25 protein-coding genes, 2 tRNA genes and 1 pseudogene are annotated in these 22,387 nt (G+C 60.3%); 14 read left to right on the top strand and 14 right to left on the bottom strand.

Annotated features, from left to right (window positions below):
- Nucleotides 1-152: 152 nt before the first annotated feature.
- Together QYL93_RS12235 and QYL93_RS12230 are read right to left on the bottom strand one after the other, a co-directional pair.
- Complete coding sequence (locus tag QYL93_RS12235) at nt 153-620, bottom strand: thioesterase family protein (protein ID WP_305743884.1); 468 nt, start codon at nt 618-620, stop codon at nt 153-155.
- 2 nt (nt 621-622) lie between these two features.
- Nucleotides 623-1,591 (bottom strand): histone deacetylase, encoded by a 969-nt coding sequence (locus QYL93_RS12230; protein WP_305743883.1) that lies wholly within the window; start codon nt 1,589-1,591, stop codon nt 623-625.
- Nucleotides 1,592-1,791: 200 nt separating this feature from the next.
- Between QYL93_RS12230 and QYL93_RS12225 the strand changes: the two genes are divergently transcribed.
- The 3 genes from QYL93_RS12225 to QYL93_RS12215 all read left to right on the top strand — a co-directional run bounded on the left by QYL93_RS12225 (nt 1,792) and on the right by QYL93_RS12215 (nt 4,635).
- Nucleotides 1,792-2,340, top strand: a complete 549-nt coding sequence (locus tag QYL93_RS12225) for a phasin family protein (RefSeq protein ID WP_057205851.1) — start codon at nt 1,792-1,794, stop codon at nt 2,338-2,340.
- A gap of 348 nt (nt 2,341-2,688) precedes the next feature.
- Nucleotides 2,689-3,741: an extracellular solute-binding protein gene (locus QYL93_RS12220; RefSeq protein WP_305743882.1), complete on the top strand. Its 1,053-nt coding sequence runs from the start codon at nt 2,689-2,691 to the stop codon at nt 3,739-3,741.
- A 135-nt stretch (nt 3,742-3,876) separates the two neighbouring features.
- On the top strand, nt 3,877-4,635 hold the full coding sequence (locus QYL93_RS12215) for a 3-hydroxyacyl-CoA dehydrogenase (protein ID WP_007857914.1): 759 nt from the start codon (nt 3,877-3,879) through the stop codon (nt 4,633-4,635).
- A gap of 76 nt (nt 4,636-4,711) precedes the next feature.
- On the opposite strand, the gene QYL93_RS12210 is transcribed toward QYL93_RS12215, so the two are convergent.
- Nucleotides 4,712-5,305, bottom strand: coding sequence for a GNAT family N-acetyltransferase (locus tag QYL93_RS12210; protein WP_305743881.1), 594 nt, complete (start codon nt 5,303-5,305; stop codon nt 4,712-4,714).
- A gap of 74 nt (nt 5,306-5,379) precedes the next feature.
- On the opposite strand from QYL93_RS12210, the gene QYL93_RS12205 reads away from it, so the two are divergent.
- From QYL93_RS12205 to QYL93_RS12195, 3 genes are all read left to right on the top strand, one after another.
- Nucleotides 5,380-6,297, top strand: a complete 918-nt coding sequence (locus tag QYL93_RS12205) for a LysR family transcriptional regulator (protein WP_305743880.1) — start codon at nt 5,380-5,382, stop codon at nt 6,295-6,297.
- Nucleotides 6,298-6,668: 371 nt separating this feature from the next.
- The gene (locus QYL93_RS12200; protein ID WP_305743879.1) at nt 6,669-7,436 is read left to right on the top strand and encodes a hypothetical protein; all 768 of its coding nucleotides are present in this window, start codon (nt 6,669-6,671) and stop codon (nt 7,434-7,436) included.
- A gap of 197 nt (nt 7,437-7,633) precedes the next feature.
- Nucleotides 7,634-7,975 carry a helix-turn-helix domain-containing protein gene (locus tag QYL93_RS12195; RefSeq protein ID WP_305743878.1) on the top strand — a complete coding sequence of 114 codons (342 nt, stop codon included), beginning with the start codon at nt 7,634-7,636 and terminating at the stop codon, nt 7,973-7,975.
- 158 nt (nt 7,976-8,133) lie between these two features.
- Here QYL93_RS12195 and QYL93_RS12190 read toward each other — a convergent pair whose 3' ends face one another.
- From QYL93_RS12190 to QYL93_RS12175, 4 genes and pseudogenes are all read right to left on the bottom strand, one after another.
- The gene (locus tag QYL93_RS12190) at nt 8,134-8,961 is read right to left on the bottom strand and encodes a deaminase (protein ID WP_305743877.1); all 828 of its coding nucleotides are present in this window, start codon (nt 8,959-8,961) and stop codon (nt 8,134-8,136) included.
- A 222-nt stretch (nt 8,962-9,183) separates the two neighbouring features.
- Nucleotides 9,184-9,312, bottom strand: coding sequence for a hypothetical protein (locus tag QYL93_RS12185; protein ID WP_305743876.1), 129 nt, complete (start codon nt 9,310-9,312; stop codon nt 9,184-9,186).
- Between the two features lie 315 nt (nt 9,313-9,627).
- Nucleotides 9,628-10,734: a hypothetical protein gene (locus tag QYL93_RS12180; protein WP_305743875.1), complete on the bottom strand. Its 1,107-nt coding sequence runs from the start codon at nt 10,732-10,734 to the stop codon at nt 9,628-9,630.
- Nucleotides 10,735-10,824: 90 nt separating this feature from the next.
- Nucleotides 10,825-11,016 (bottom strand): annotated as a pseudogene (locus QYL93_RS12175) (DNA/RNA non-specific endonuclease); the annotation flags it as partial.
- Between the two features lie 138 nt (nt 11,017-11,154).
- Between QYL93_RS12175 and QYL93_RS12170 the strand changes: the two are divergent.
- On the top strand, nt 11,155-11,328 hold the full coding sequence (locus tag QYL93_RS12170) for a hypothetical protein (protein WP_305743874.1): 174 nt from the start codon (nt 11,155-11,157) through the stop codon (nt 11,326-11,328).
- Here the strand turns inward: QYL93_RS12170 and QYL93_RS12165 are convergent.
- Nucleotides 11,325-13,949 (bottom strand): ATP-binding protein, encoded by a 2,625-nt coding sequence (locus QYL93_RS12165; RefSeq protein ID WP_305743873.1) that lies wholly within the window; start codon nt 13,947-13,949, stop codon nt 11,325-11,327. The genes QYL93_RS12170 and QYL93_RS12165 overlap by 4 nt on opposite strands.
- Nucleotides 13,950-14,057: 108 nt before the next feature.
- On the opposite strand from QYL93_RS12165, the gene QYL93_RS12160 reads away from it, so the two are divergent.
- A complete protein-coding gene (locus QYL93_RS12160) occupies nt 14,058-14,351 on the top strand; it encodes an H-NS histone family protein (RefSeq protein ID WP_305743872.1) in 294 nt (97 codons plus the stop codon).
- Nucleotides 14,352-14,456: 105 nt separating this feature from the next.
- Here QYL93_RS12160 and QYL93_RS12155 read toward each other — a convergent pair whose 3' ends face one another.
- The 3 genes from QYL93_RS12155 to QYL93_RS12145 all read right to left on the bottom strand — a co-directional run bounded on the left by QYL93_RS12155 (nt 14,457) and on the right by QYL93_RS12145 (nt 15,985).
- A complete protein-coding gene (locus tag QYL93_RS12155; RefSeq protein ID WP_305743871.1) occupies nt 14,457-15,218 on the bottom strand; it encodes an Abi-alpha family protein in 762 nt (253 codons plus the stop codon).
- Nucleotides 15,219-15,721: 503 nt separating this feature from the next.
- Nucleotides 15,722-15,797, bottom strand: a tRNA-Asn gene (locus QYL93_RS12150).
- A 112-nt stretch (nt 15,798-15,909) separates the two neighbouring features.
- Nucleotides 15,910-15,985 (bottom strand) — tRNA-Asn (locus tag QYL93_RS12145).
- A 204-nt stretch (nt 15,986-16,189) separates the two neighbouring features.
- Here QYL93_RS12145 and def point away from each other — a divergent pair.
- On the top strand, nt 16,190-16,729 hold the full coding sequence (gene def, locus QYL93_RS12140; protein WP_305743870.1) for a peptide deformylase: 540 nt from the start codon (nt 16,190-16,192) through the stop codon (nt 16,727-16,729).
- Nucleotides 16,730-16,882: 153 nt separating this feature from the next.
- On the opposite strand, the gene QYL93_RS12135 is transcribed toward def, so the two are convergent.
- Nucleotides 16,883-17,425, bottom strand: a complete 543-nt coding sequence (locus QYL93_RS12135) for a GNAT family N-acetyltransferase (RefSeq protein WP_305743869.1) — start codon at nt 17,423-17,425, stop codon at nt 16,883-16,885.
- Between the two features lie 86 nt (nt 17,426-17,511).
- Here QYL93_RS12135 and QYL93_RS12130 point away from each other — a divergent pair, with 86 nt between their 5' ends.
- Both QYL93_RS12130 and QYL93_RS12125 read left to right on the top strand, forming a co-directional pair.
- Nucleotides 17,512-18,093, top strand: a complete 582-nt coding sequence (locus QYL93_RS12130; RefSeq protein ID WP_305743868.1) for an XRE family transcriptional regulator — start codon at nt 17,512-17,514, stop codon at nt 18,091-18,093.
- A gap of 117 nt (nt 18,094-18,210) precedes the next feature.
- Entirely contained in the window at nt 18,211-18,447 is a 237-nt protein-coding gene (locus QYL93_RS12125; protein ID WP_057205816.1) for a hypothetical protein, read from the top strand.
- Between the two features lie 133 nt (nt 18,448-18,580).
- Here QYL93_RS12125 and QYL93_RS12120 read toward each other — a convergent pair whose 3' ends face one another.
- On the bottom strand, nt 18,581-19,174 hold the full coding sequence (locus QYL93_RS12120; RefSeq protein ID WP_305744058.1) for a molybdopterin-dependent oxidoreductase: 594 nt from the start codon (nt 19,172-19,174) through the stop codon (nt 18,581-18,583).
- Nucleotides 19,175-19,341: 167 nt separating this feature from the next.
- On the opposite strand from QYL93_RS12120, the gene QYL93_RS12115 reads away from it, so the two are divergent.
- A complete protein-coding gene (locus QYL93_RS12115) occupies nt 19,342-20,010 on the top strand; it encodes a lysozyme inhibitor LprI family protein (RefSeq protein ID WP_305743867.1) in 669 nt (222 codons plus the stop codon).
- Between the two features lie 187 nt (nt 20,011-20,197).
- Here QYL93_RS12115 and QYL93_RS12110 read toward each other — a convergent pair whose 3' ends face one another.
- Nucleotides 20,198-20,626: a hypothetical protein gene (locus tag QYL93_RS12110; RefSeq protein ID WP_305743866.1), complete on the bottom strand. Its 429-nt coding sequence runs from the start codon at nt 20,624-20,626 to the stop codon at nt 20,198-20,200.
- 186 nt (nt 20,627-20,812) lie between these two features.
- Here QYL93_RS12110 and aat point away from each other — a divergent pair, with 186 nt between their 5' ends.
- Both aat and QYL93_RS12100 read left to right on the top strand, forming a co-directional pair.
- Nucleotides 20,813-21,571: a leucyl/phenylalanyl-tRNA--protein transferase gene (aat, locus tag QYL93_RS12105; protein WP_305743865.1), complete on the top strand. Its 759-nt coding sequence runs from the start codon at nt 20,813-20,815 to the stop codon at nt 21,569-21,571.
- Complete coding sequence (locus QYL93_RS12100) at nt 21,568-22,356, top strand: arginyltransferase (RefSeq protein WP_305743864.1); 789 nt, start codon at nt 21,568-21,570, stop codon at nt 22,354-22,356. Before aat ends, QYL93_RS12100 begins: the two co-directional genes overlap by 4 nt.
- Nucleotides 22,357-22,387 lie beyond the last annotated feature (31 nt).

Raw genomic sequence — 22,387 nt, 5'->3', positions numbered from 1 at the left:
GAGAACGGGCCGCAGCAGAGGGACCCAGGGTGTCCGCGCCGCCGGCTCAATGGGCAGCAAAGCCGCAAAGTGTAGGCCATCGCACCGATCGCCGCAGCGCCTGCCCCCCGGGGTTTGCGCCTATGGACGGGCGTCCTGCCGGGGAAGCTGGTTCAGGCCGTGGCCAACAGCGCCTGCAACACTTTGCGCAGAGGCTCGGGCACGGGCACTGGGCGGCGCGTTTCGCGGTCCACGTACACATGGATGAAATGCCCGGCCGCAGCGCTCAGCGGCTCGCCCTCGGCGAACAGCCCCACCTCGTAGCGCACGCTCGATCCCCCCAGCCGCGCCACGCGGATGCCCGCTTCCACCGTCTGCGGAAAGGCCAGCGGCGCGAAGTAGTTGCACTGCGTCTCAATCACCAGGCCGATGGTGGTGCCGGCGTGGATGTCGAGCACGCCCTGCTCGATCAGGTGCGCGTTCACGGCCGTGTCGAACCAGCTGTAGTACACGACGTTGTTCACGTGGCCGTAGACATCGTTGTCGGCCCAGCGGGTGCTGATGGAGCGGAAGGCGCGGTAGGCGCTGCGCGGCTGCGGGGCTGGCCGCGCGGTGGCTGCGGAAGAAGCGGTATCGGTCATGGTCAAACAGAGGGTTGCAAGAAATTCTGCCAGCGCTGCTGGTACTGCTGCGCCACGCGCCAGGTGGTGAGCTGGGCCTTGATGGTGTCGGCAATGTCCGTGCCGTAACCGCCGCCCATGGCAAAGGCCACGGGCACGCGGCGCTGCCAGGCCCAGTCGAACACGCGCCGGTCACGCGCTTCCAGCCCGTCATGGCTGATGTGAAGGCGCCCCAGGCGGTCGCCCACATGCGGGTCGGCCCCGGCCAGGTAGAGCACCAGGCCGGGAGCGAAGCGCTGGTCCAGCGTGTCGAGTGCCTGCTCCAGGGCCTGCAGGTAGTCGTCGTCGCCACAGCCGTCGGGCAGCTCCACGTCGAGGTCGCCGGCTTCCTTGCGGAACGGGAAGTTGCGCGCGCCGTGCAGCGAGAGGGTGAACACCGAGTCGTCGCCCTGGAAGATGCGCGCCGTGCCATTGCCCTGGTGCACATCGAGGTCGATCACGGCCACGCGCAGCGGCAGCGGGTTGGCGCCCATGGCCGAGGCGGCGCGCGCATGCTCGTCCTGCATCAGCCGCGCGGCCACGGCCATGTCGTTGAAGACGCAAAAGCCGCTGCCCTTGTCGGCATAGGCGTGGTGCGTGCCGCCGGCCAGGTTGCCCGCGATGCCCCCGCCCACGCCACCCGCCATGGCCCCCCGGCAGGCGGCGATGGTCGCGCCTACCGAGCGGCGCGCGCGCTCGGCCATGGCCGGGCTCCAGGGAAAGCCGATCTCGCGCTGCGCGGGCGCCGGCAAGGTGCCGGTGGCAATGGCGTCGATATAGCCCGGCGCGTGGGCCAGGGCCAGCTCGCTGTCGGACGCGGGCGGCGCCACCTGCAGGGCCACGCCGGGCAGGTGGGTGGCCACCGCATCGCGCAGCAGGCGGTACTTGGCCATGGGAAAACGGTGGCCCTCGGGCAGCGGCAGCACGAACTGGTCTGCGTAATAGGCATGCATGACGCCATTGTGGCAACGGCGGCGGTGTTGGGGTGTCACCTCTAAATTGCTGCAGCGCAACAAAAAGCACTTGCAATCATCCACCAAGTCCCTAAAATTCAACCCATGCTGCACTGCAACATGACTCACCAGGTCAACGACAGCGCAGATTGTCTGTAAACCACCTCGGCCCCCCGGGCCTTATTTTTAGGAGATATGACATGTCGCTGACCGCTGAACAAATTCTGGCATCCCACAAGGCCAACATCGAAACCCTGTTTGGTCTGACCACCAAGGCTTTCGAAGGCGTCGAAAAGCTGGTCGAACTGAACGTGACCGCTTCGCGCGCTGCCCTGTCGGAAGCCTCCACCCACACCCAGGCTTTCCTGGGCGTGAAGGACGCACAAGAACTGCTGGCCCTGCAAGCCGGCCTGTTCCAGCCCCTGGCTGAAAAGACCGCTGCCTACAGCCGTCACCTGTACGACATCTCGTCGGGCACCGCAGCCGAATTCGGCAAGGCTATCGAATCGCAAGCTGCTGACGCTCAAAAGAGCTTCACCAACCTGGTCGACAGCGCTGCCAAGAACGCCCCCGCCGGTTCCGAAACCGCCGTGGCCGTGATGAAGAGCGCCGTCTCTGCTGCCAACAACGCGTTTGAATCGGTGCAAAAGGCCGTCAAGCAAGCGTCGGACGTGGCAGAAGCCAACTTCAACGCCGTGGCCAGCACCGCTGCCAACGCCGCGAAGACCGCTGCCCCCCGCAAGCGCTAAGCCATCCACTGCGTCTGGAGTGCAGACTCTAGGCGCAACGCAGGGATTACCCTGATAATTCAACCCATGGCCCGGAACACAGTTCGGGGCCCTCAGTTGTCTCCTTGGATCCTCTCGAAACCCCCGTTTCCTGGATCCAATTCAAAGCCCGGTAACCCCGGGCTTTTTTTTGCCCGACTTGCTCCTCATTTGATAGCATGCAGGCGGCCTGCGATTTCGCTTGCCATGGATGGATCCAAGCCTGTGGAGCACGGCATCAAATCCATCCCTCGCCCCTTGGTTTTTATTAAGAATAATTCGCGTTTGTTTTATCATTGCACTGTCGTTACACCTCGAAAGATGCATTCCATGTCGAAGACCGTGAAAGCCCTGCTGACCGCCTGCGCACTGGCCGCAGCCGCTGGCGCCGTATCTGCCCAGGAGCAGGTGGTGAACCTGTACTCGGCGCGCCACTACTCCACGGACGAAGCGCTGTACACCGGCTTCACCAAGGCCACGGGCATCAAGATCAACCGCGTGGACGCGGACGACGCCGGCATCCTCGCGCGCCTGAAGGCCGAGGGCACCGCCTCCCCCGCCGACGTGATCCTGCTGGTCGATGCAGCCCGCCTGTACAAGGGCGAGGTCGATGGCCTGTTCCAGCCCATCCAGTCAAAAGTGCTGACCGACGCCATCCCCGCCAATCTGCGCAGCATGCCTGCGGCCGATGGCGGCATTGCCTGGTTCGGCCTGTCCACCCGCGCCCGCGTGATCGTCTACAACAAGGTCAAGGTGCAAAAGGAAGACGTGGACACCTACGAGGAACTGGGCGACCCCAAGAACAAGGGCAAGCTGTGCATCCGCTCGGGCTCGCACCCCTACAACCTGAGCCTGTTCGGCGCCGTGACCGAGCACATGGGCGAGCAGAAGGCCGAGGCCTGGCTCAAGGGCATGGTGGGCAACCTGGCCCGTGCGCCCAAGGGTGGCGACACCGACCAGATCAAGGCCGTGGCATCGGGTGAATGCGATATCGCCGTCACCAACAGCTACTACCTGGCGCGCATGATGCGCTCGGGCAAGCCCGAAGACGTGGCCGTGGTCAACAAGGTGGGCGTGGTGTTCCCCAACCAGCAATCCTGGGGCACGCACCTGAACATCGCTGGCGGCGCCGTGGCCAAGAACGCCAAGAACCGCGACAACGCCATCAAGTTCCTCGAGTACCTGGCCAGCGCCGAAGCGCAGAACTACTTTGCCAACGGCAACAACGAGTGGCCTGCCGCCAAGGGCCTGAACATCGACAACCCGGCCCTCAAGGCCATGACGGGCAACGCGCCGTTCAAGAGCGAGACCATCCCGATCAGCGCCGTGGGCGCCAACGTGACCAAGGTGCAGCAGATGCTGGACCGCGTGGGCTTCCAGTAAGCCCGCCACCCTGCCCCGGCCCCGGCCGGCGGCACCCCATCAAGCCCGGCAGCGCCCGGGCTTTTTTGCGCCTGCAGGGAGCTGGGCCATAATTGACGTTTACGTTAACGTCACTTATTTTTCAGGAGACAGCACATGGACATCAAGGGCAAGGTATTCATCGTGACCGGCGGCGCATCGGGTCTGGGCGAAGGCACGGCGCGCATGCTGGCCGCCCAGGGCGGCACCGTGGTCATTGCCGACATGCAGGCCGACAAGGGCGAAGCCGTGGCCAAGGACATCGGCGGCGCCTTCGTGAAGTGCGACGTGAGCAACGAGGCCGACGGCCAGGCCGTGGTGGCCAAGGCCGTGTCGCTGGGCAAGCTGGCCGGCCTGGTGAACTGCGCCGGCATCGCCCCCGCGGAAAAGACCGTGGGCAAGAACGGCGCGCACGCGCTGGCCGTGTTCAGCAAGACCATCACGGTGAACCTTATCGGCAGCTTCAACATGATCCGCCTGGCCGCCGAAGCCATGAGCAAGAACGAGCCCGAAGCCACCGGCGAGCGCGGCGTGCTGATCTCCACCGCCAGCGTCGCCGCGTACGATGGCCAGATCGGCCAGGCCGCCTACGCCGCATCCAAGGGCGGCGTGGTCGGCATGACCCTGCCCATCGCCCGCGACCTGGCGCGCAACGGCATCCGCAACATGACCATCGCCCCCGGTATCTTCGGTACCCCCATGCTGTTCGGCATGCCCCAGGAAGTGCAGGACGCACTGGCCGCCGGCGTGCCCTTCCCCAGCCGCCTGGGCACCCCGCAGGACTATGCCAAGCTGGTCAAGCACATCCTCGAAAACGACATGCTCAACGGCGAAGTGATCCGCCTGGACGGCGCGATCCGCCTCGCACCGAAGTAAGAGCCCTGAAGCAACCGACAACGCCCTGGCCTGCGCCGGGGCGTTGTCGTTTACGGAGCCTGCCCAGGCGCCACCGTCACGCACCAGCCGCAGCCACGCTCGCGGGCAATGCGCCGTCACCCACACCCAGGGGCCGCTGCATCAGCACCGTATCGAGCCACTGCCCGTGCTTGAAACCCACCGACCGCAGGGCCCCGATGCGCGCAAAACCCATGCGCGCATGCAGTGCGATGGAGCCCGCATTGCAATCGCCCTGCCCTATGGTTGCCAGCATCTGGCGCCAGGGCCCCGCCTCGCAGCGCGCGATGAGTGCGGCCAGCAGCGCCGCACCAATTCCTTGCCCTGCCATGCCCTGCGCCACATAGACCGAGTCTTCCACCGTGTGGCGGTAGGCCGAGCGCGGGCGGTACAGCGTGGCATAGGCATAGCCGGCCACCGCGCCATCGACCTCGGCCACCAGATAGGGCAGGCCCGCGGCGCGCACAGCGGCAAGGCGGGTGCGCAGCTCGTCCACGCCGGGTGGCACTTCCTCGAACGAGGCCAGGCCATGGAGCACATGGTGGGCATAGATCGCCTGGATGACGGACAAATCGGCATCAGCGGCATCGCGCACATGCGGCGCAGCGGTAGAGGAAGAAAGTGGCGCGGTGAGCGCTGAAGAGGAATGCATGGCGCCAGTGTGGCGCGCCACAGCCCATAAAAGAAGCTTTCACAACTTATGCAAAGTATGAGAAATTCTTTGGTATGGAACGCATCAACCTCGACCAGCTGCACGGCTTTGCCACCGCCATCGAACTGGGCAGCTTCTCGGCCGCCGCCCAGCGGCTGGACCTGACCCAACCGGCCGTGAGCCTGCAGGTGCGCCAGCTCGAAAAGCGCCTGGGCACGCCGCTGGTGGAGCGCGTGGGCCGCGTGCTGCGCCCCACTGCGGCGGGCGCTGAGTTGCTGGTGCACGTGGCCCGCATCGACGCCGCCGTGGCCGATGCGCTGCACGCCGTGGCCCACCACGCCAGCGGCACGGCAGGCCGCGTGCGCCTGGGCACGGGCGCCACGGCCTGCATCTTCTTGCTGCCGCCGGTGCTGGGCGCGCTGCGCCAGCGCTTTGCGGGCCTGGAGATCACCGTGCGCACCGGCAACACCGCCGACATCGTGCAGGCCGTGGAAGACAACACGCTGGACCTGGGCCTGGTCACCCTGCCCGCCAGCGGCCGCATGCTCGACGTCACGCCTGTGCTGCAGGACGCCTTCGTCGCCATCGCCCCCAAGGGCACCGCCCTGCACAAGAAGGTGACCGCCGCCGACCTGGCCCGCCACCCCGTGCTGCTGTTCGAGCCCGGTGGCCAGACCCGCCGCATCGCCGACGCCTGGTTCGCCCGCGCCGGCGTGGCCCTTCAGCCCGCCATGTCGCTGGGCAGCGTGGAAGCCATCAAGGAGCTGGTGGCCGCCGGCCTGGGCTGCGCCGTGCTGCCCGGCATGGCCGTGCAGGGCGCACATGGCAGTGCGGTGGAAGTGCGCCCGCTGTCACCGCCCCTGGCCCGCACCCTGGCCGTGGTGGTGCGCAAGGACAAGCGGCTGCACCGGGGGTTGCGGGAGACGGTGGCGGCGTTGCAGGCGCTGGGGACAACCAGGGGCACCAAGCCCGTGCGCCACAAGGCCCACTGAGAGCGGCTCATACAACTCAGCGAAACGGTTCTGGCCAGGCGCAAAACGCCAGATGCATTGCAGGCAGTACGGTCAGCGCGACAAGACGCAGCAACCGCGCCAGAAGAGTTTTTTTAGCCGCTCGGAAGCCGAATTCAACCGAGCGAGCCTGTGCCACGTGTGCCAGTCCACCGATCGTGGTGCCTCTTGCCCCTGGACGCCTAAAGTGGCAGGGTAGAGGGGCAGGTTTACAGCGGCGTGCACTGTTGCACTACCCTCACGCCCGGCCTCAAAACCCGGTCCTTTCTCGGCTCGTAGAGGATCTATCCCACGGCACCATATGCGCTAAAGTCTCAGCGGAAAGACGCCGAGACACGAACAAGGGGGATGCAATGCGCGGTTTACTGCTGCTGCCACTGGCGGTGCTGTTGAGTGGGTGCGGGGATTCCAAACAACCTGCTGCGCCAGGCACCGCCGCTCAGTCTGAGGAGGTAGCCATTGCGGCTCCTTCACCGCCTCCGCCACCTGCGCCCACGGTTGCCGAGTGGCAAGCCGCTGTAGAGGGGGCGTTTACCAAAAAAGACCCCAAGACTGCGGATGGTGTCACGCACTACGGTGCTTGCTTCAATGCGCCTGATGGAGGAAGAGGCGACTGCCTGCTCACCGACTACGACGCGTTCAAAAAGAGCTTCCATATGCGCGGCCTGTACACGGCAATCACTGAATCGACGCCCTTGGCACACTACCTTGGCTCTTCAATTGTGGTTGTGGGCTGCAACCTGCCAAGGCTCGTGATGCGTCCCACTTTCTACGGCGATACCTGGATTTTCTTGAACAACGTGGCTATCTTGGCCGATGGGGTTGTCGTGTGGGAGCGCAGCTTGCCGCGTGACTCGATCCAGCAGGACACCGAATCATTCAAGAAAGTGCGCGTAATAGAGCGCGGCATGGCCATCCTGAATCAGGACGAGATGGATGTATTCAAGAAGCTGGCGGAATCCAAACAGTTGACTATCCGGCTGACCGGTGACAAGGGCTACGTCACACTGCCCAAGAATGATGTTGCGAACTTCAAACAGGACCTTGAACTTGCCTTGAATGCGCATGCGCGCCTGACCCAGGCCTTGCAGGGCAAATCCGCCGGCACCTGCAAGGCCTAGACCCACACAAAACAAGGCAGCTGGGTAGGCGGCACGCCAGCCCGAATTCAGCGGAGAGTGTTGCGGCCGCCACGGCCAACCAACCCAGAATTCGCAGCCCATCAAGCCATGATGTGTGCCGTATGGCACAGTCCCATGGTCCGTGCCCCATCGGGATATAGGCCGACCAGATGGTGTCTTGTCACGAAACTCGATACATGCATCAGGTCCAGCCGTCCTCCTCTCCCGCGATCGTGGGAAGACGCATGCAGGCCCTCCGGGAAGGCCTCGGCTGGTCCCAGGAGAAGGTTGGTGTGGAAATCGGCCTGGAAGAATCAGCCAGCCGGATGCGGATCAGCCGCTACGAGCGGGGCGTCCACGAGCCCCCTGTAGGCACCGCGCGGCTCATTGCGCGTGTGTTCGGGGTGCCCCTGGCCTACCTGTACTGCGAGGATGACGAGATAGCGGCGCTGCTGCTTGCGTTGCACAAGCGGCCACCGGATGCTCGGCGGGAGGTCGCCAAGGTTTTCATTGAGGCGCTGGAGTCTTCCGCGACCTGACGACCCGACAGTTCGACGGGCACAGGCAAGGGATTCTGCGGGAGCACCCGACAACCTGACGACTCGACGCCCCCAGGGGGAACGCCGCCCTTGGGCTCCAGATGGGGTTCGCCACTGCTTAATATTCGCGAATATTTCTTTGATGGCACCGCCATTGTTTAACGCGATTTGAGAACGCGCACTTGATAGTCGAAGCTGACAAAATAGTCAGTGTTGCCGTATTTGGGGCCACTTTCAATCTGCTTCGGCTTGACGAAAACACAGGCTTCAGGTCCTTTGAATATACCGATTTCGCCAACTTCGATCCGAACCGAGTGGCGGAATTCGTAGGCAGTCGGATCGTCAACTTCGTCAAACGCCTTTGCAAATCTAGCCATTGCTACTTCGACTGGTTGCAACGCATAGCCGTAAGCCGCGTTGACACCGGCGACTGTCCAGGCGATTTCCATTGTTCGATCATCATCCTCAGCAAATTGAACGAGGAATTTACCTCCATCTTTATGCCCCACCTTTGCCCCCCCGGTAGGGCCCATACCCTTGTCGAAAAATCCCATGAAGCGGCTGTTGACCTCGTCGATCTCTTCACGCAGATCCGCATGAAAATCACGCAAAAATACATCGCCGTCTCTCAGACGTTTCCAGCCTTGGCGGTAAATATTCGGATTAGGATCATATCGACCGATAACCACCTCTTTGATTCCTGAAGAAACAATTAGATCCGCGCAACATTGAATCTGTTGTCCAGGCCGCAAGTCCACGCATGGCTCAAGAGTGGCGTAAAGGGTCGCCTTTTTTAAATTTACCCCGCGTTGCCGCGCCAGTTGGATCGCAGCACGTTCCGCATGCTCGCCCTTTGCTCGAAAAGCGCTGGCAACTATATTATCATCCACCACAATTACCACACCAACCTTTACGGCCGTATCGCTTTTCCTCATCTCTTCGACAGCGGCGGCCATAAATATTTTATCTTTTGATTGCTCTATCATGATTAGATTTTTAATTTAGATGGATGACCATCTTAAAGCAATAAGTTGCTCACGGCATTTCTAAATAGCGATGAGGAAAGGCGCTCAGCGGTGATATAGCGAAGTATCCAATTTACAATTCGCAGTGCACGTAGAAGGATTCTATAGCGTAGGTCCATTTCTAGCCGATAGCAGCCATCGTTGCCAAGACACAAGCTTGCTCAAATTCAATCTTCGCGCAGTTCAGTGCTGCAGGGTGGTCATTGGTTGGAATTCAATCTCGGAGCGCTTCATCAGCTCCTGATAGCTGATGGGTGCACCCGCACGCTCGCCCTTCTCGTTGTATTGCCAATGTGTCCATGCATGCTGCATGGTGGAGTCCTAGACCAGCTTGAAGAGGTGTGTCGGCACCATCTACACCGTTGCGTTCCATGCTTGAGCCAGCCGAGCCCACCCTGGCCCGAACTGCCGGAACTCCCCACGCCCACTCGACGACCACACCTCGACGGGACGACGCTTCGACGGATCACACTGGGAGTGCCGATGACACCGGGAGCCACCCCACATTGCTCTGGGTGCCCATCAGCAATCGCCTGCTGTGTAATCGCGTGCTGCCGCTACCCTTCGACCACTACGAGGCACAGCGGCTCTGGGGTGATGAAAGGTGATGGTCATACCAACCGGGTCTCACTCGCAGACAGTTTCCAACTTTCCGAAGCGTGGCTTGGTCACACACCGCAGTTGAGTAGGTGCCGAGCGTTGCTCGATGACGATAGGTGCAGGTTGTCGCTGAGGAACAAGGGACATCAGTCCATTAATCACGGCGGCTGCCTTGTTATCGAAGGCGTCTTGTTCAGCTTGCCGTTGAGCCTCTTGCGCCAAACGTTGCTGCACTTGATTAGCCTGATCCTGAGCGCGCTGAACTTGCTGAGCCTGCTGATCGTTGTTTTCCTTTCGAATACGCTCCAATATGAGTGCAGCGGCGAAGTTCTGGTCTACTTGAAGCCCAGGTGCGTCCACAGGGCGCTCAATTACTCGTATTTCCTCCTTGCCAACTTCTCCACAAAAAGAGAATTTTTCAGCCTTGGATCGAACGCCACTCGGCCAGTGGGCCACGAAATTTCTTGACAACATACAATTGTCTTGCGAATTGGCCACGATTCGCTTACATGCTCCGACTTCATAGGTTAGTTGAATTGGTGATCGTCCCCATACCTTATTTCCAGATGAAGCTTCCTCAACAATTTCTGCTCCCTCCGGGACTGTTTTCACAACAACAACGAATTCACCCAAACTCTTATCTTCTCTCTCTCGTTTTTCTCTTAGTGCAGTCGCATAATTTTCATCTCTATCAAAAAATGGTGCATCTTTAGGGCGCTTGAATGTGTAATGATAATCAGCCGTGGTACCTCCACATAGCCTAATTACCTCACTAGCGGTGGCGCCACTTACCCACCTAGCCTCCATCCGCAACATGTGTAAGCAGCCATCAGACCGAGTATGATTCCTAAATAGATCGACACTGTACTTTTTACTAAAAGGAGTCCGTCCAAAGTTTTCGTTGCTCTCAACAAGCACTAGTTGAGCCCCTTCGGGTTCCGAATAAATGTTGAGAAACACAAATGGCTTTGATAACAGATCCAGAGCCGCTGGCGGTGGGGAGGCTCGGTTTTCGGGTGCCGTGGCAGGAGGAACAGAGACCTTTGCAGGCTGCTTTCCAAGCGGCGCTTTAGGTGTCTGCGCTGAACAAATCGAAATGTTGAAAAAAATCGCCACCACTAACAAGTATTTCATCTGTGCTGCCCTCTCTAGCTGGCAACATGATAGCGGCGCTCACGAATAGTTACGAGAGGAAGATTGCCGAGTAGCTGGTGGCGCGACATCTCAATGCTGCGGTGTGACCCGTGGCAGGAATTCAATGCCGGTGCGCTTCACCAGCTCCTGATAGCTGATCGGCGGCCCTGAGCGCTCGCCCTCCTCGTTCCGCTGCCAGTGTGCCCAGGCCCGCTGCGTGGTGGCGTCATAGACCAGCTTGTAGAGGTGTGTCGGCACCTTCACGCAGTTGCTGCCGATGCTATTGCCAGGCCGCCCCTTGATGACCTGCGCTTCCGGGAAAACTTCTCATGACCATCTGACGACCTGACGACTCAACGACAACCCATCGACGGATCGTCGCTTCGACGGGTCACACTAGGTCACCCCACCCTGCTCCGGGTGCCCGTGAAGAATGGCGTGGTGATGGACGACCGCCTGCTGCCGCTGCCCATAGATCACTACGAGGTGCTGCGCCACGGGGAGTTGTGCACGGTGTTGGTCATAGCCACCGGTGAGGTGGTTTTCCAGGGCGAGGGGCGCGCCGAGGTGGTGGTTTCGAGGGCGCCGTTCTAGGAAGATAAAGACGGCCTCTTACCTCCGACCTTATACACCAAGGTCACTTCCCTATTAATAGGAAATCCATTCACAACACCTATTGAAGCCATCACATCCTCCTCCACAGCACAGTCGGGCCAAACTTCGTTAATCAAACTCTCCAGGACTGCATTCGGCTGTCTAGACTCCTCCCCCAACAAGGATCTCGGCCACTGAATTTTTGTAATAAAACTATTTGGAGCAATACCTTCATTCAGAATAAATACATTATCAAGAAAAATGAAATCAGCCTCATACTGCGTCTTTAGCACAAGATCAACATCAGCCTTGTATTCACAGTCCCTTCGCGATGCTATGAATATAAAGTCAATACCCCGGAGAATTTCAGCCACTTCACTTCTTCGTAGATTCACCTTACCCTTGGAGACTATATAGAGCCCCTCGATTTCTGCGCCCATCTCCATCAGCATAGCACTATCAGACAAACCAAGTCGGCCATTTTTAATAAGCTTTTTAGCCTGAGAAGTTGCCCAATTAATCAGTGCATCTTTAGAAACCAACGGCTTCGCACAACTTCTATCGAGCCCCAAAGGCACATCACCTTCAATAATTCCAGCGAAATTTGAAATCTCTCCACCCAAAACACCGCCAGTAGAAATTACACCGGCATTGAGACCAAACGCCCTACTACCAATGCCACTTAGCGCAGCGCGCCCCACAACATTGCCATGCTGATCAAACATTTCCTCCATATTTTCCACGGAGAGAGGAATATTCACATACCTATAATGAGATGGATTTTTCGCAGCATGCGGAGATATTCTATCAACCAATTCTCGCGATGAGATAGTTTTCCAGTCACCTGCAGATATCGTTTTAACCCTTGATTCATTTCCCTCTTGTGTATAAACATCTATATCCAGTGCGGGAACCAGAGCGCCGACTAACTCATGAAGGGTCAGGGATTCACGCCCAGAACCTTGCCGCAATGAAAAAATATCAAATCCACCAAAAATGATAGAAAGTAGGCCTTTCTTATCCTTAAGCCTGACCGATACTCGCGTCCCATGTTTAAGGAGACGTTCAGCTTCACTTGGCGCTCGAATAATTGGGCGAGAGTCAAGCCCCTCAGCTATCTCCAGCAAAAAATCGTTGTGACTATCCTGCTGCGCCCTGATTATTCGCTTGGTAGCAACTTTTATATGATCCCCAAGCATAAAAATGGAAAAAAATCCTATGCCGAAACGCCCAACAGGGTTAAATTGCTTTGATAGTAGACCCGGCCATTCGCGCCGCACGCCAGCATCCTTCCAGAGAGATCGGCCGAAGTCTAATAAAACCTGAGTTAGAACATATCGACTCATGCCCACTCCTGTGTCAGAGACGTGCAACCAGTCCTCGCCATTCACATTTTCCAGATGAACTAGAATACTTCCTTCATTCACTTCAAGATCTCCAATTCCTCTGCGTGCAATTACAGCATCACGCGCATTTTGAAGAATTTCTCGCAGAGCCAAATGAGGCTTTTTCCCATACAGCTCCTCTCCACCAAATTTTTTCATTACAGATCGTACATCGCCAATTTTCAATGACGCATCAACCGGTTGCCAACCTTCTGCTGGCACCAATATTGCAAACGACTCTGGCGTTCGGACCCTCGCAACCTCCCTAGCTGCGAAACACTGTAAATTATTTTCACGAAGAAGGTGGTCTGCCGCCAAAAGTTCACGATCAACCATCATTGCGGTTTCGTAAGCAAGCCACCAAGCCGCCTGCGCTGAAATCGGAAATGGGTTAGAAGTGAACGACAATTGTGAAGTATTAACTTCACAACGAGGGATGTGCATCCGCGCCTGAAATGACCAATGATCTTTTGATACACCCGATAAGCCACTCATAAGCATCAGCAGTCGCGGCGCCCTAAACTGATCAATATGTGCAGCGTCTGCAACTCGAAGAAGCAAAGCAATCTTTAGTAAATTAACATTCCACGGCGCCGGAGAAAGGCAGATGGGCACCGACCGATTCACTCGATAAAATTCTTCTAACTGTTCCGGGTTAAACCAATGACTTTCTGCTGCTTGACCAATGAGGTCACCATAAGCCTCTCGAATATCATCATGTGGCAAAAGGTACATATTATTCCCCGAGCCATCATCCCACTTCGCAAAAGGAAGCCGTCTTGCCTGCCTGGGATGAAAAACCCGAAGCGTTTCAAAAAGAAGCCGCTGAAAATCAGCAGAACCCATTTTAACAGTCGATGAATCAATACCAAATTGTGCTGCGGCATCCTTCCACTCAGGCATACTTTGAATTTCCTCAATGCCGCCGGAAAAAGCTGCCCTGCAGTGCGCCGCATCATGAAGAAGAAATGCGCCACCTAAAACAAATGCTTCTGCTGCATTAATTTCATAGTCCGCACCAGCGATTTCAGATCCAACACGCCAAAGAGAATCTACATGCGTGATATCATGAATCGTGAGGCTAGGTATCTCACTTCTTATGTGCGCCAATAATATTGCCACACGTTCTCGGAACGCATCATATGCACATTCAAGCAAAGCTCGTTTATCATCAAAACCGTCATTTTTTTGATCAAAAGCTTTTTTCCAAAGGCTTGTTTTTTTATAATCAGACATAGCTGCTTGTGTGTTGTTGCTCGCTAAGTGTGCCATCAAACTACCCCCTTGTCCGCTCTTTTGAATGGCGGCACACTTGCGCTCAACTCACTTTTCTAGACTCTCCACATGTCCAACTACAAAGCACTCATCGCCCGCAAAGCGGAACTTGACCGACTCATCGAGGAGACCCGCAAGGCCGAAGTCTCAGGCGCTATCGCCGAAGCACGCGCACTCATCGCGGAGTTCGGACTGACTTCCGAGGATGTGTTCGGCGGCGCCAAGGCTAGGAAGGCTTCCAGCGCCAAAGGTACGAAGGTTGAGGCGAAATACCGCGATCCCGCGACGGGGGCGACTTGGACAGGACGGGGCCGTGCTCCTGTGTGGATCGCAGACAAGGACCGCTCTGCTTTTGCAATTTGATCAATGGAAGAGCACAGGCGTGAGATCCCGGCGACACCTAAACACCAGAAATTTCCCCAGCCCTAATCAATTACTCTCCAGCTTAAGCACGACCGAAGCAGCTTATTAGGCTAACTTTAGCGTACAGGCTTCAATGAAGTGCTTTCCGAGTAACGTGATGTGCACTTGGGTGAAAACCTCCTGACCCGCCCATGTCTCTGGAAGAGAAATGCAGCCAAGTCGCTTGAGATTTGCAAGTGCAAGCTTGATGTGGTCCGGAGGCTCTAGCAGTTCCGGTGTGCGAGGCGGAGGAATTCCCGCTACCGGGTCTCTGTACGCGTAGATGGGCTCCATTGGCGCACCCCCAGCTCTGACGGAATTTGGAAGATCCCCCACAATGACGCCGTACCTTTTGGTGATGTCGTAGGGCAGAGTGGGGCTGTAGATTAGGTGAAGGATGGACGCTTCTTCAGGCGAAATTTGTGCAAGGAGATCGATATACGCCCTTCGCAAATCCACGCCACTGTCCTTGTTGGCAGCATTTACCAATAGCTTTGCCCACATGTCCTGCAATGAGTCGTCGTCTTCAAGGGATGCGCCTTCAAGGAGGGGGATTGCAAACTTGAGTGGAATGGGTCTGGTTGGCGCATCCAAGCCTGCCTCCTCTTGCAGTTGGTTCGCCCTTTTCATCATTCGAAGCTGCCTCTCCCAGCGCATGAATTTCAGTTTGTCCTCGAAGATGCCCATGCCTTGCTCAAGGGAGCCAGCAATATATGTTGACACGAAGCTTCCGAACTTCTCAGCAGCGTCAATCGCCTTCCCACTTGTCTTCGCGACTTCTTGGACAGCTTTAGCGCCCTCAATGAATGGCTCGTCTCCGTTGCTCATGCGTGCTCCCCGAATGTTTCTGTGCTGGCCGCTCGCAACCTCGCATCAGGACAATGTAGCGCAAGCTTCGGCTTGAAATTGCGCGTCCGAACCCTACCGATGACAAGAAGGTGACGGCCTGACGAGGTGCACGGGTGCGTCCCGCTCCCGCCGAGGGTCATAGCCGCCATCGATGCACCCGGCATCAATCCGCGCGCCATCTATCGCCTCAATGAGCACCGCCCAGGCCCACCCCGCATCGAGGCCCGCGAGACCTGCGCATAGCGCCCGACGATGCCGGCCATCATCAACCCATGGCCGAGAGTTCGCAGACCCGAGCGGCCCACAGAGCCTTTCCATGCAACAACCTCGCAGCCGAACCCGCCGAACCGCACCGACCCGCGATGCCTGCAGCCATCAACCGACGATGTGCGCCTCATCGCAGCGCCCATCGGACCAGCATGATCCGCAGCCCCAAAGCAAAAAGGCCACCCCGCAAAGGGTAGCCTTTTACTGCCAATGAATGGCTCCTCGACCTGGGCTCGAACCAGGGACCTACGGATTAACAGTCCGGCGCTCTACCAACTGAGCTATCGAGGAATGATGGGTACTGACACTTGCACTGACTACTATCTACTGACCAGCCAGCCTGCTCTTAGGCTGACTAAGTGAAAGGCCCCGCGTACACATGCAGGGCCTGGCACTGAATTTTTGGCTCCTCGACCTGGGCTCGAACCAGGGACCTACGGATTAACAGTCCGGCGCTCTACCAACTGAGCTATCGAGGAACATCAAGACTTAGATTATATACACAAAACTTGGGCGTTTTCCACTCGGCGCGATGATCTTGGCCATCAGGCTGTGTTGCGCGCGGAACATGCATGGGTGGCAAGGGGCTGGCGGGCCCCTTGGCTGCGGGGTTGGCGGCCTTGCGGCATGATGTGGCCGACCTTGATGACAGCAAGCATTCATCCACTCATTGCTTCCAGCCCATGACCATACACACCATCCTGAAGATGGGCGACCTGCGCCTGCTGCGCGTGGCCCAGCCCGTGACCGCGTTCGACACGGACGAGCTGCACCTGCTGGTGCGCGACATGCTGGAGACGATGCGGTCCGTCAACGGCGCGGGGCTGGCGGCGCCGCAGATCGGGGTGGACTTGCAGTTGGTGATCTTTGGCTCAAACGACCGTAACCCGCGCTACCCGAGCCGCCCCATCGTGCCACCCACGGTGCTGATCAACCCGGTGATCACGCCGCTGGGCGATGAGGAAGAAGAGGATTGGGAGGGCTGCCTGTCGGTGCCGGGCCTGCGGGGCAAGGTGCCGCGCTGGGCGCGCATTCGCTACACGGGGTTCGATCTGTATGGCGACCCGATCGACCGCACGGTGGATGGCTTCCATGCCCGGGTGGTGCAGCACGAGTGCGACCACCTGATCGGCAAGCTGTACCCGATGCGGGTGCGGGACTTTACTCAGTTTGGGTACACGGAAATTCTCTTCCCCGAAATCAGCGCCCAAGAAGACGATTGAGCGTCTGGAGAAAACTCTTCTGGCGTTGTTGCTGCGTCTTGTCGTACTAGTCGTACTGCCCGCGACGCAGCGCCTAGCCAGAACCGCTTCGCTGAGTTTTTCCAGCCGCTCTCCTGCTTCAAAAAGAGGGAGAAGGCGGCTCAAAGCACCGACTTAGGCACCACCCCGCCCTGCCCCATCAGGATCCGTCCGCGCATCCAGCTTGAGCTGCAAGAAGGCCAAATCCAGCCACTTACCGAACTTGGTGCCCACTTCGGGCAGCAGGCCCACCTGGGTGAAGCCCAGGCGCTCGTGCAATTGGATCGATGCGGTGTTGCCGGCCTCGATGCCGGCGACCATGACGTGCTTGCCGATGGCGCGGGCGCGTTCGATGAGGGCCTGCATCAGCCGCTTGCCCAGGCCCGCGCCGCGGGCGTTCTGGTGCACGTACACCGAATGCTCGACGGTGTGGCGGTAGCCGTCGAAAGCGCGCCAGTCGCCGAACGAGGCGTAGCCGGCCACGGCGCCCTGTTCGTCAACGGCGACGAGCACGGGGTAGCCCAGGCGCTGGCGGTCGGCCAGCCAGGCGGCGCGGTTGGCGGCGTCCACCAGGGTTTCGTTCCAGATGGCAGTGGTGTTGGCCACGGCGTCGTTGTAGATGGCGAGGATGCCTTCGATGTCGCCCGCATGGGCATCGCGTATCTGTAGGGTGGTCATGGCTGTCAGGGGTTGCAGGGCTCGCCATCCACTATGATGGACGAATAACGTATTTTGGTAGATTATTGTCCATCATGATGAAACACATGTCCACCAAAGTAGATGCCGCAGTCGATAGCCTGAGCCAGCGCATCGGTGCGCGCGTGCGCATCGAGCGCGAGGGCCGGGGCTGGTCGCTGACCGACCTGGCAGCAAACTCGGGTGTGTCGCGGGCCATGGTGCACAAGCTGGAGCGGGGCGAATCGAGCCCCACGGCGACTTTGCTGGCGCGGCTGTCGGGCGCGTTCGGGCTGAGCATGTCGCAGCTGATCGCCCGCGCCGAGGCCAAGGAGGGCCGGCTGCTGCGCCGGGCCGACCAGCCGGTGTGGACCGACCCGCAGACCCGCTATGTGCGCACGCACGTGTCGCCCCCTTCCGACCTGCCGCTGGACCTGGTGCAAGTGGTGCTGCCTGCGGGCGCGCGGGTGCCCATGCCCGCTGCGGCCTATACCGCCAAGCGGCAATTGATCTGGGTGCTGGCCGGCTCGCTGGTGTTCATGGAGGGCGACACCCGGCATGCGATGGATGCGGGCGACTGCCTGGAACTGGGGCCGCCTGCGGACTGCGTGTTCAGCAACGAGACGGCGGCGAACTGCACCTACGCCGTGGTGCTGTTGCGCAGCAACTGAACCACCTACTGCCAAAGCGTTGGCAGGACGGCGAGCACCGGCGCAGCCGACAGGGTCCTACAAGCCGCCACGGGTAGCGCGCCTAGCATGAGGGCTTAAATCCCCCAGGAGCACGCCATGCCCAGCAACACACCCAAGCCCGGCTACAACCAGTATGGTTTGAAAGACGAAAGCGGCACACCCGGCCCAGCGTACGCCAACCGGCCCGGCGGAGAGCAGCCCGGGGTGGGGCCGGTGGATGCGGTAGACCCATCGGGGCATCGGTTGGGCGCCATTGAAGAGCATCCGAACCCCAAGCCGGCATCGCGGCAGGGCACCGGCGTGACAGGCGAGACCGACGACAAGACGCGCTGAGAAACGGCTGACAAAACTCTTCTGGCGTCGTTGCTGCGTCTGGCCGGACGACTCCTGCTGCCTGCCTGCACCAGTTGCCGCTGAGAAGGGATGCGATGACACCTATAGAGGACTTTGTCGAGGTCTCGGGGGCTCAGGCTTTCACGTCGATGTGGTACAGGCCCCAGGGGCACAGCGCAAAGCGTTCCTTCACGGGCTTGTCCTTGAAGGGGGCCACGTTGTCCGCGTCGTACACGGCCCACTGCGGCCCCAGGCCGCCGAGCGCCATGGGCTGGCCGTCGATGCGGGTGGCGACGATCATGCGGTACTGCGCTGCGTCGGCCAGGCTGATGGCAACGTTGTAGCCGTCCACAGCGCGCAGGCCCAGTTGCACGTTGCTGCCGCGCGGCACGCCCGCGGCTTCAAGCACCGAGACCAGAAGCGGGCCTTCCAGCGTGTGGGGCTTGCTGTCGTATTCGAGCGTGGGCTTGATGGTCACTGACGGCAGGCGTTGCAGCGCGGCCGCGTCGAACGCGAAGGCCTTGCTGAACTGGATGCTGTGCTTGCCCATCATCTGGTCGATAACGGGGTCGAGCGCGCCGCGGTTGGTCTTGCCAATGGCGCCGCTCACCGTCAGCAGAACGGGTTGCGCATTGCCGGCTTTGTTGCCGGGGGCCGCGATGGCATTGGCAGCCGGCAGCATCACCCCTGCCAGGCCGACGCTGGCGACAAAATCACGCTTGTTGATCACGATGCTTCTCTCCGATGGTTGGTTGTTCGTATACACCGCTGGTGCGGGGCCGTAGCGTGCGATTGGCATGCGCTTGTGTCAAGCGGCAATTGGCCGGGCGGGATCGTATGATTTCTGCCTGCCGCACTGTTCGCGCGCGCATCTTACCGAGCAGGAACCCCGCCATGCCGACCACCCTTGCCCAGCCCTTGTTGCGCCTTGCCCTGGCGGCCCTGATCGCAGCCCTGGCCCCGTTGGCCAGCGCTGCCAGTTTCGATTGCGCCAAGGCCCGCTCGGCCATGGAAAAGCTGATCTGCTCGGATGCCCCGCTCTCCGCGCTGGATGAACAGCTCAATACTGCGTTCAAGGATGCGATCACGCGCTCCAAAGCACGGCCGCAGCTGGTGCAGTGGCAGCGCGAATGGCTCCAATCCTATGAGGTCACGCAGTGCAAAGACGCCCGCTGCCTGGGCCAGGAGTTCGCGGGCCGCATTGCCCTGCTACAGAGCGTTGCGCCCGCCACCTCAGCAAGCGCCAAGTGGAATGGCGCATACACCCGCTACCACCAGGGCAAGCCCGACAAGGACAGCGCCAGCCTGGCCGTCGTCGGCCTGCAGGACGGCAAGGTCTACCTGGCGGGCGATGCAGTCTGGTACGGCCCCAACGCCGCCAATGGTCAGGTCAATGTGGGCGAGATACGCGGCGTGGGCACCCTGCGCAACGGGCTGCTGGCGTACGACGGTGATGGCTGCACGGCCACGCTGGCATTGGAGCGCGGCGGCCTGGCCGTGAAGGACGACGACGGCTGCGGCGGCATGCACGTGACCTTTGTGGGCGAGTACCGGCGCAAGTAGCGCCCGCGCCGGCCAGGCGGTCTAAGGACCCTCCGCATAAACCTCGCGGATCGGTGGTAGTGCGGATCGGGATGGGCCGCAAGGCGTCTTCTTGCAGTCAATAGCAGGGTTATTGGCAAGAGAAGCAACGCAGCGGACCGCCCGAGTCCGCGCTGCCAACGGCCGCAGGGATTTGTGCAGAGGGTCCCTATAGGCTTATTTCCACGTGGTCGATCTTCCACCCGTCCTCGTTCACCAGGCGCACCTTCTGGCTCTCTGGCGATGTGGACGTGCTGCCGCACACATCCGTCTGCCGGTAGGTGAGCTCGGCCACGTTGCCAGACACGCTCTGCCCAGCCAGCTCGATCTTTTTGCACCGCGCGAGTGTCTGGGACATGTCCAGATAGACGCGTGCTACCTCGTCGCGCGTCTTTCCCATCATCTTCATCATCGCTGGAATCTTCTGCTCCACATCGGCGCGCTTCCTGGCGGAATAGAAATGGGCTTCTTCCTCCAGGGTGGCAATGCCGCTGGCCGACTTCTGGTAGTAGCGCTCATAGAAAGCGTCGGGTGCTTCCTGCTTCTGGCAGCCTGCAAGCACGGTGAGCAGCAATGCCAATCCATATCCACGGCGCATGGGGATCCCCTCTCCTGTCTTGTGATCGCGGCATTGTGCAGGCCGCTGGCACCGGATGGCGCATGCCACGGCGATGCAGCAGGAAATCTGTCGCCTGCAGCCGACATAGCGCACACGGCCCGCGCCACGGTGGAACCGGATGTTGCCGCACAATCCAACAAACCACCCTTCGCAACCCCTGCCCCCATGCCCGCCCAACTCCCCTGGCTGGAACCCCATGACCCCTTCCCCCACCCGGCCAGTGCCTGGGGCCCCCGCGATCCGGCGCCGGGCCTGCTGGCCGCCGGTGGAGCGCTGGATGTGGAGCATCTGCGGGCGGCCTATGGGCAGGGCACCTTCCCCTGGTTCAGCGAGGGCCAGCCCATTCTGTGGTGGGCGCCCGACCCGCGCATGGTGCTGCCGGTGGCCGAGTTCCGGCTGCACCGCTCGCTGCGCAAGACGCTGCAGAAATTTGCCGCCGCCAGCAGCCACTGCGAGGTGCGGGTGGACACGGCCTTTGGCCAGGTGATACGCGCCTGCTCGTCCACACCGCGCGAGGGGCAGGCGGGCACCTGGATCGTGCCGGACATGGTGCGCGCCTACGAGGCGCTGCATGCGGCGGGCTCAGCCCACAGCGTGGAGACCTGGGTCGATGGCCAGTTGGTGGGCGGGCTGTACTGCGTGGCGCTAGGGCGCGCGGTGTTTGGCGAGTCGATGTTTGCGCACGCCACCGATGCCTCCAAGATCGCGCTGGCGGCGCTGGTAGCGATCTGCCGCGTGCAGGGGGTGGCGCTGATCGACTGCCAGCAGAACACGCGCCATCTGGCGTCGCTGGGGGCGCGCGAGATCCCGCGCAACGAGTTCCTGCGCAAGATCGCCGTGGCGCAAGACCTGCCGGGCGGCACGTGGACTTTCGAGCCCGTATACTGGAATCAACTGCTGGCCCACCCCACGCCCATGGCATGACGCAACTCAACGACCTGCCGCTGCAGACCCTGCAGTTCTATGCGACAGCGCCCTACCCGTGCAGCTACCTGCCGAACAGGCAGGCGCGCTCACAGGTCGCGACGCCCAGCCACCTGATCCAGAGCGATGTGTACTCGGGCCTCGTGGCCACGGGTTTCCGGCGCAGTGGCATGTTCACCTACCGCCCCTATTGCGACGGCTGCCAGGCCTGCACCCCGCTGCGCGTGCGCGCCAGCGAGTTTCGCCCCGACCGCAGCCAGCGCCGCTCGGCGGTGCAGCACGGTGCGCTGCAGGCGCGTGTGCTGCGCCTGTGTTTCGTGCCCGAACATTACCAGCTGTACCTGCGCTACCAGAACGGCCGCCACGCGGGTGGCGGCATGGACCAGGACAGCATCGACCAGTACACCCAGTTTTTGCTGCAAAGCCGGGTCAATTCGCGGCTGGTGGAGTTCCGCGAGGTGGATGCCACCACCGGCGAGCCCGGCGCGCTGAAGATGGTGTCCATCCTCGATGTGCTCAACGATGGCCTGTCGGCCGTGTACACCTTCTACGAGCCCGAGGCGCGCGCCAGCTACGGCACCTACAACGTGGTCTGGCAGATCGAGCAGGCGCGCGCCATGGGCCTGCCCTATGTGTACCTGGGCTACTGGATCGCCGCGAGCCCGAAGATGAACTACAAGGCGCGCTTTCTGCCGCACGAGATCCGCCAGGACAATGTGTGGCAGCGCGTGGACCGCAGCAGTCACGCAGGCGGCACCCCGGGTGGGGCCGCCCAGGGCACCTGATGGTGCCATTGCATTTCACAAGGTAAGATGC

The organism is Acidovorax sp. A1169 (assembly GCF_030704685.1).
In the GTDB taxonomy this organism is placed as follows: domain Bacteria; phylum Pseudomonadota; class Gammaproteobacteria; order Burkholderiales; family Burkholderiaceae_C; genus Acidovorax.
The sequence above is the reverse complement of the archived record's forward strand: the minus strand, read 5'-3'. Positions and strand labels throughout refer to the sequence as shown.

Bases quoted from the DNA above. Each gene is read 5' to 3' on its own strand.
- QYL93_RS12235 (WP_305743884.1), bottom strand. From the start codon at position 620: ATGACCGATACCGCTTCTTCCGCAGCCACCGCGCGGCCAGCCCCGCAG.
- QYL93_RS12230 (WP_305743883.1), bottom strand. From the start codon at position 1,591: ATGCATGCCTATTACGCAGACCAGTTCGTGCTGCCGCTGCCCGAGGGC.
- QYL93_RS12225 (WP_057205851.1), top strand. From the start codon at position 1,792: ATGTCGCTGACCGCTGAACAAATTCTGGCATCCCACAAGGCCAACATC.
- QYL93_RS12220 (WP_305743882.1), top strand. From the start codon at position 2,689: ATGTCGAAGACCGTGAAAGCCCTGCTGACCGCCTGCGCACTGGCCGCA.
- QYL93_RS12215 (WP_007857914.1), top strand. From the start codon at position 3,877: ATGGACATCAAGGGCAAGGTATTCATCGTGACCGGCGGCGCATCGGGT.
- QYL93_RS12210 (WP_305743881.1), bottom strand. From the start codon at position 5,305: ATGCATTCCTCTTCAGCGCTCACCGCGCCACTTTCTTCCTCTACCGCT.
- QYL93_RS12205 (WP_305743880.1), top strand. From the start codon at position 5,380: ATGGAACGCATCAACCTCGACCAGCTGCACGGCTTTGCCACCGCCATC.
- QYL93_RS12200 (WP_305743879.1), top strand. From the start codon at position 6,669: ATGCGCGGTTTACTGCTGCTGCCACTGGCGGTGCTGTTGAGTGGGTGC.
- QYL93_RS12195 (WP_305743878.1), top strand. From the start codon at position 7,634: ATGCATCAGGTCCAGCCGTCCTCCTCTCCCGCGATCGTGGGAAGACGC.
- QYL93_RS12190 (WP_305743877.1), bottom strand. From the start codon at position 8,961: ATGATAGAGCAATCAAAAGATAAAATATTTATGGCCGCCGCTGTCGAA.
- QYL93_RS12185 (WP_305743876.1), bottom strand. From the start codon at position 9,312: ATGCAGCATGCATGGACACATTGGCAATACAACGAGAAGGGCGAGCGT.
- QYL93_RS12180 (WP_305743875.1), bottom strand. From the start codon at position 10,734: ATGAAATACTTGTTAGTGGTGGCGATTTTTTTCAACATTTCGATTTGT.
- QYL93_RS12165 (WP_305743873.1), bottom strand. From the start codon at position 13,949: ATGTCTGATTATAAAAAAACAAGCCTTTGGAAAAAAGCTTTTGATCAA.
- QYL93_RS12160 (WP_305743872.1), top strand. From the start codon at position 14,058: ATGTCCAACTACAAAGCACTCATCGCCCGCAAAGCGGAACTTGACCGA.
- QYL93_RS12155 (WP_305743871.1), bottom strand. From the start codon at position 15,218: ATGAGCAACGGAGACGAGCCATTCATTGAGGGCGCTAAAGCTGTCCAA.
- def (WP_305743870.1), top strand. From the start codon at position 16,190: ATGACCATACACACCATCCTGAAGATGGGCGACCTGCGCCTGCTGCGC.
- QYL93_RS12135 (WP_305743869.1), bottom strand. From the start codon at position 17,425: ATGACCACCCTACAGATACGCGATGCCCATGCGGGCGACATCGAAGGC.
- QYL93_RS12130 (WP_305743868.1), top strand. From the start codon at position 17,512: ATGTCCACCAAAGTAGATGCCGCAGTCGATAGCCTGAGCCAGCGCATC.
- QYL93_RS12125 (WP_057205816.1), top strand. From the start codon at position 18,211: ATGCCCAGCAACACACCCAAGCCCGGCTACAACCAGTATGGTTTGAAA.
- QYL93_RS12115 (WP_305743867.1), top strand. From the start codon at position 19,342: ATGCCGACCACCCTTGCCCAGCCCTTGTTGCGCCTTGCCCTGGCGGCC.
- QYL93_RS12110 (WP_305743866.1), bottom strand. From the start codon at position 20,626: ATGCGCCGTGGATATGGATTGGCATTGCTGCTCACCGTGCTTGCAGGC.
- aat (WP_305743865.1), top strand. From the start codon at position 20,813: ATGCCCGCCCAACTCCCCTGGCTGGAACCCCATGACCCCTTCCCCCAC.
- QYL93_RS12100 (WP_305743864.1), top strand. From the start codon at position 21,568: ATGACGCAACTCAACGACCTGCCGCTGCAGACCCTGCAGTTCTATGCG.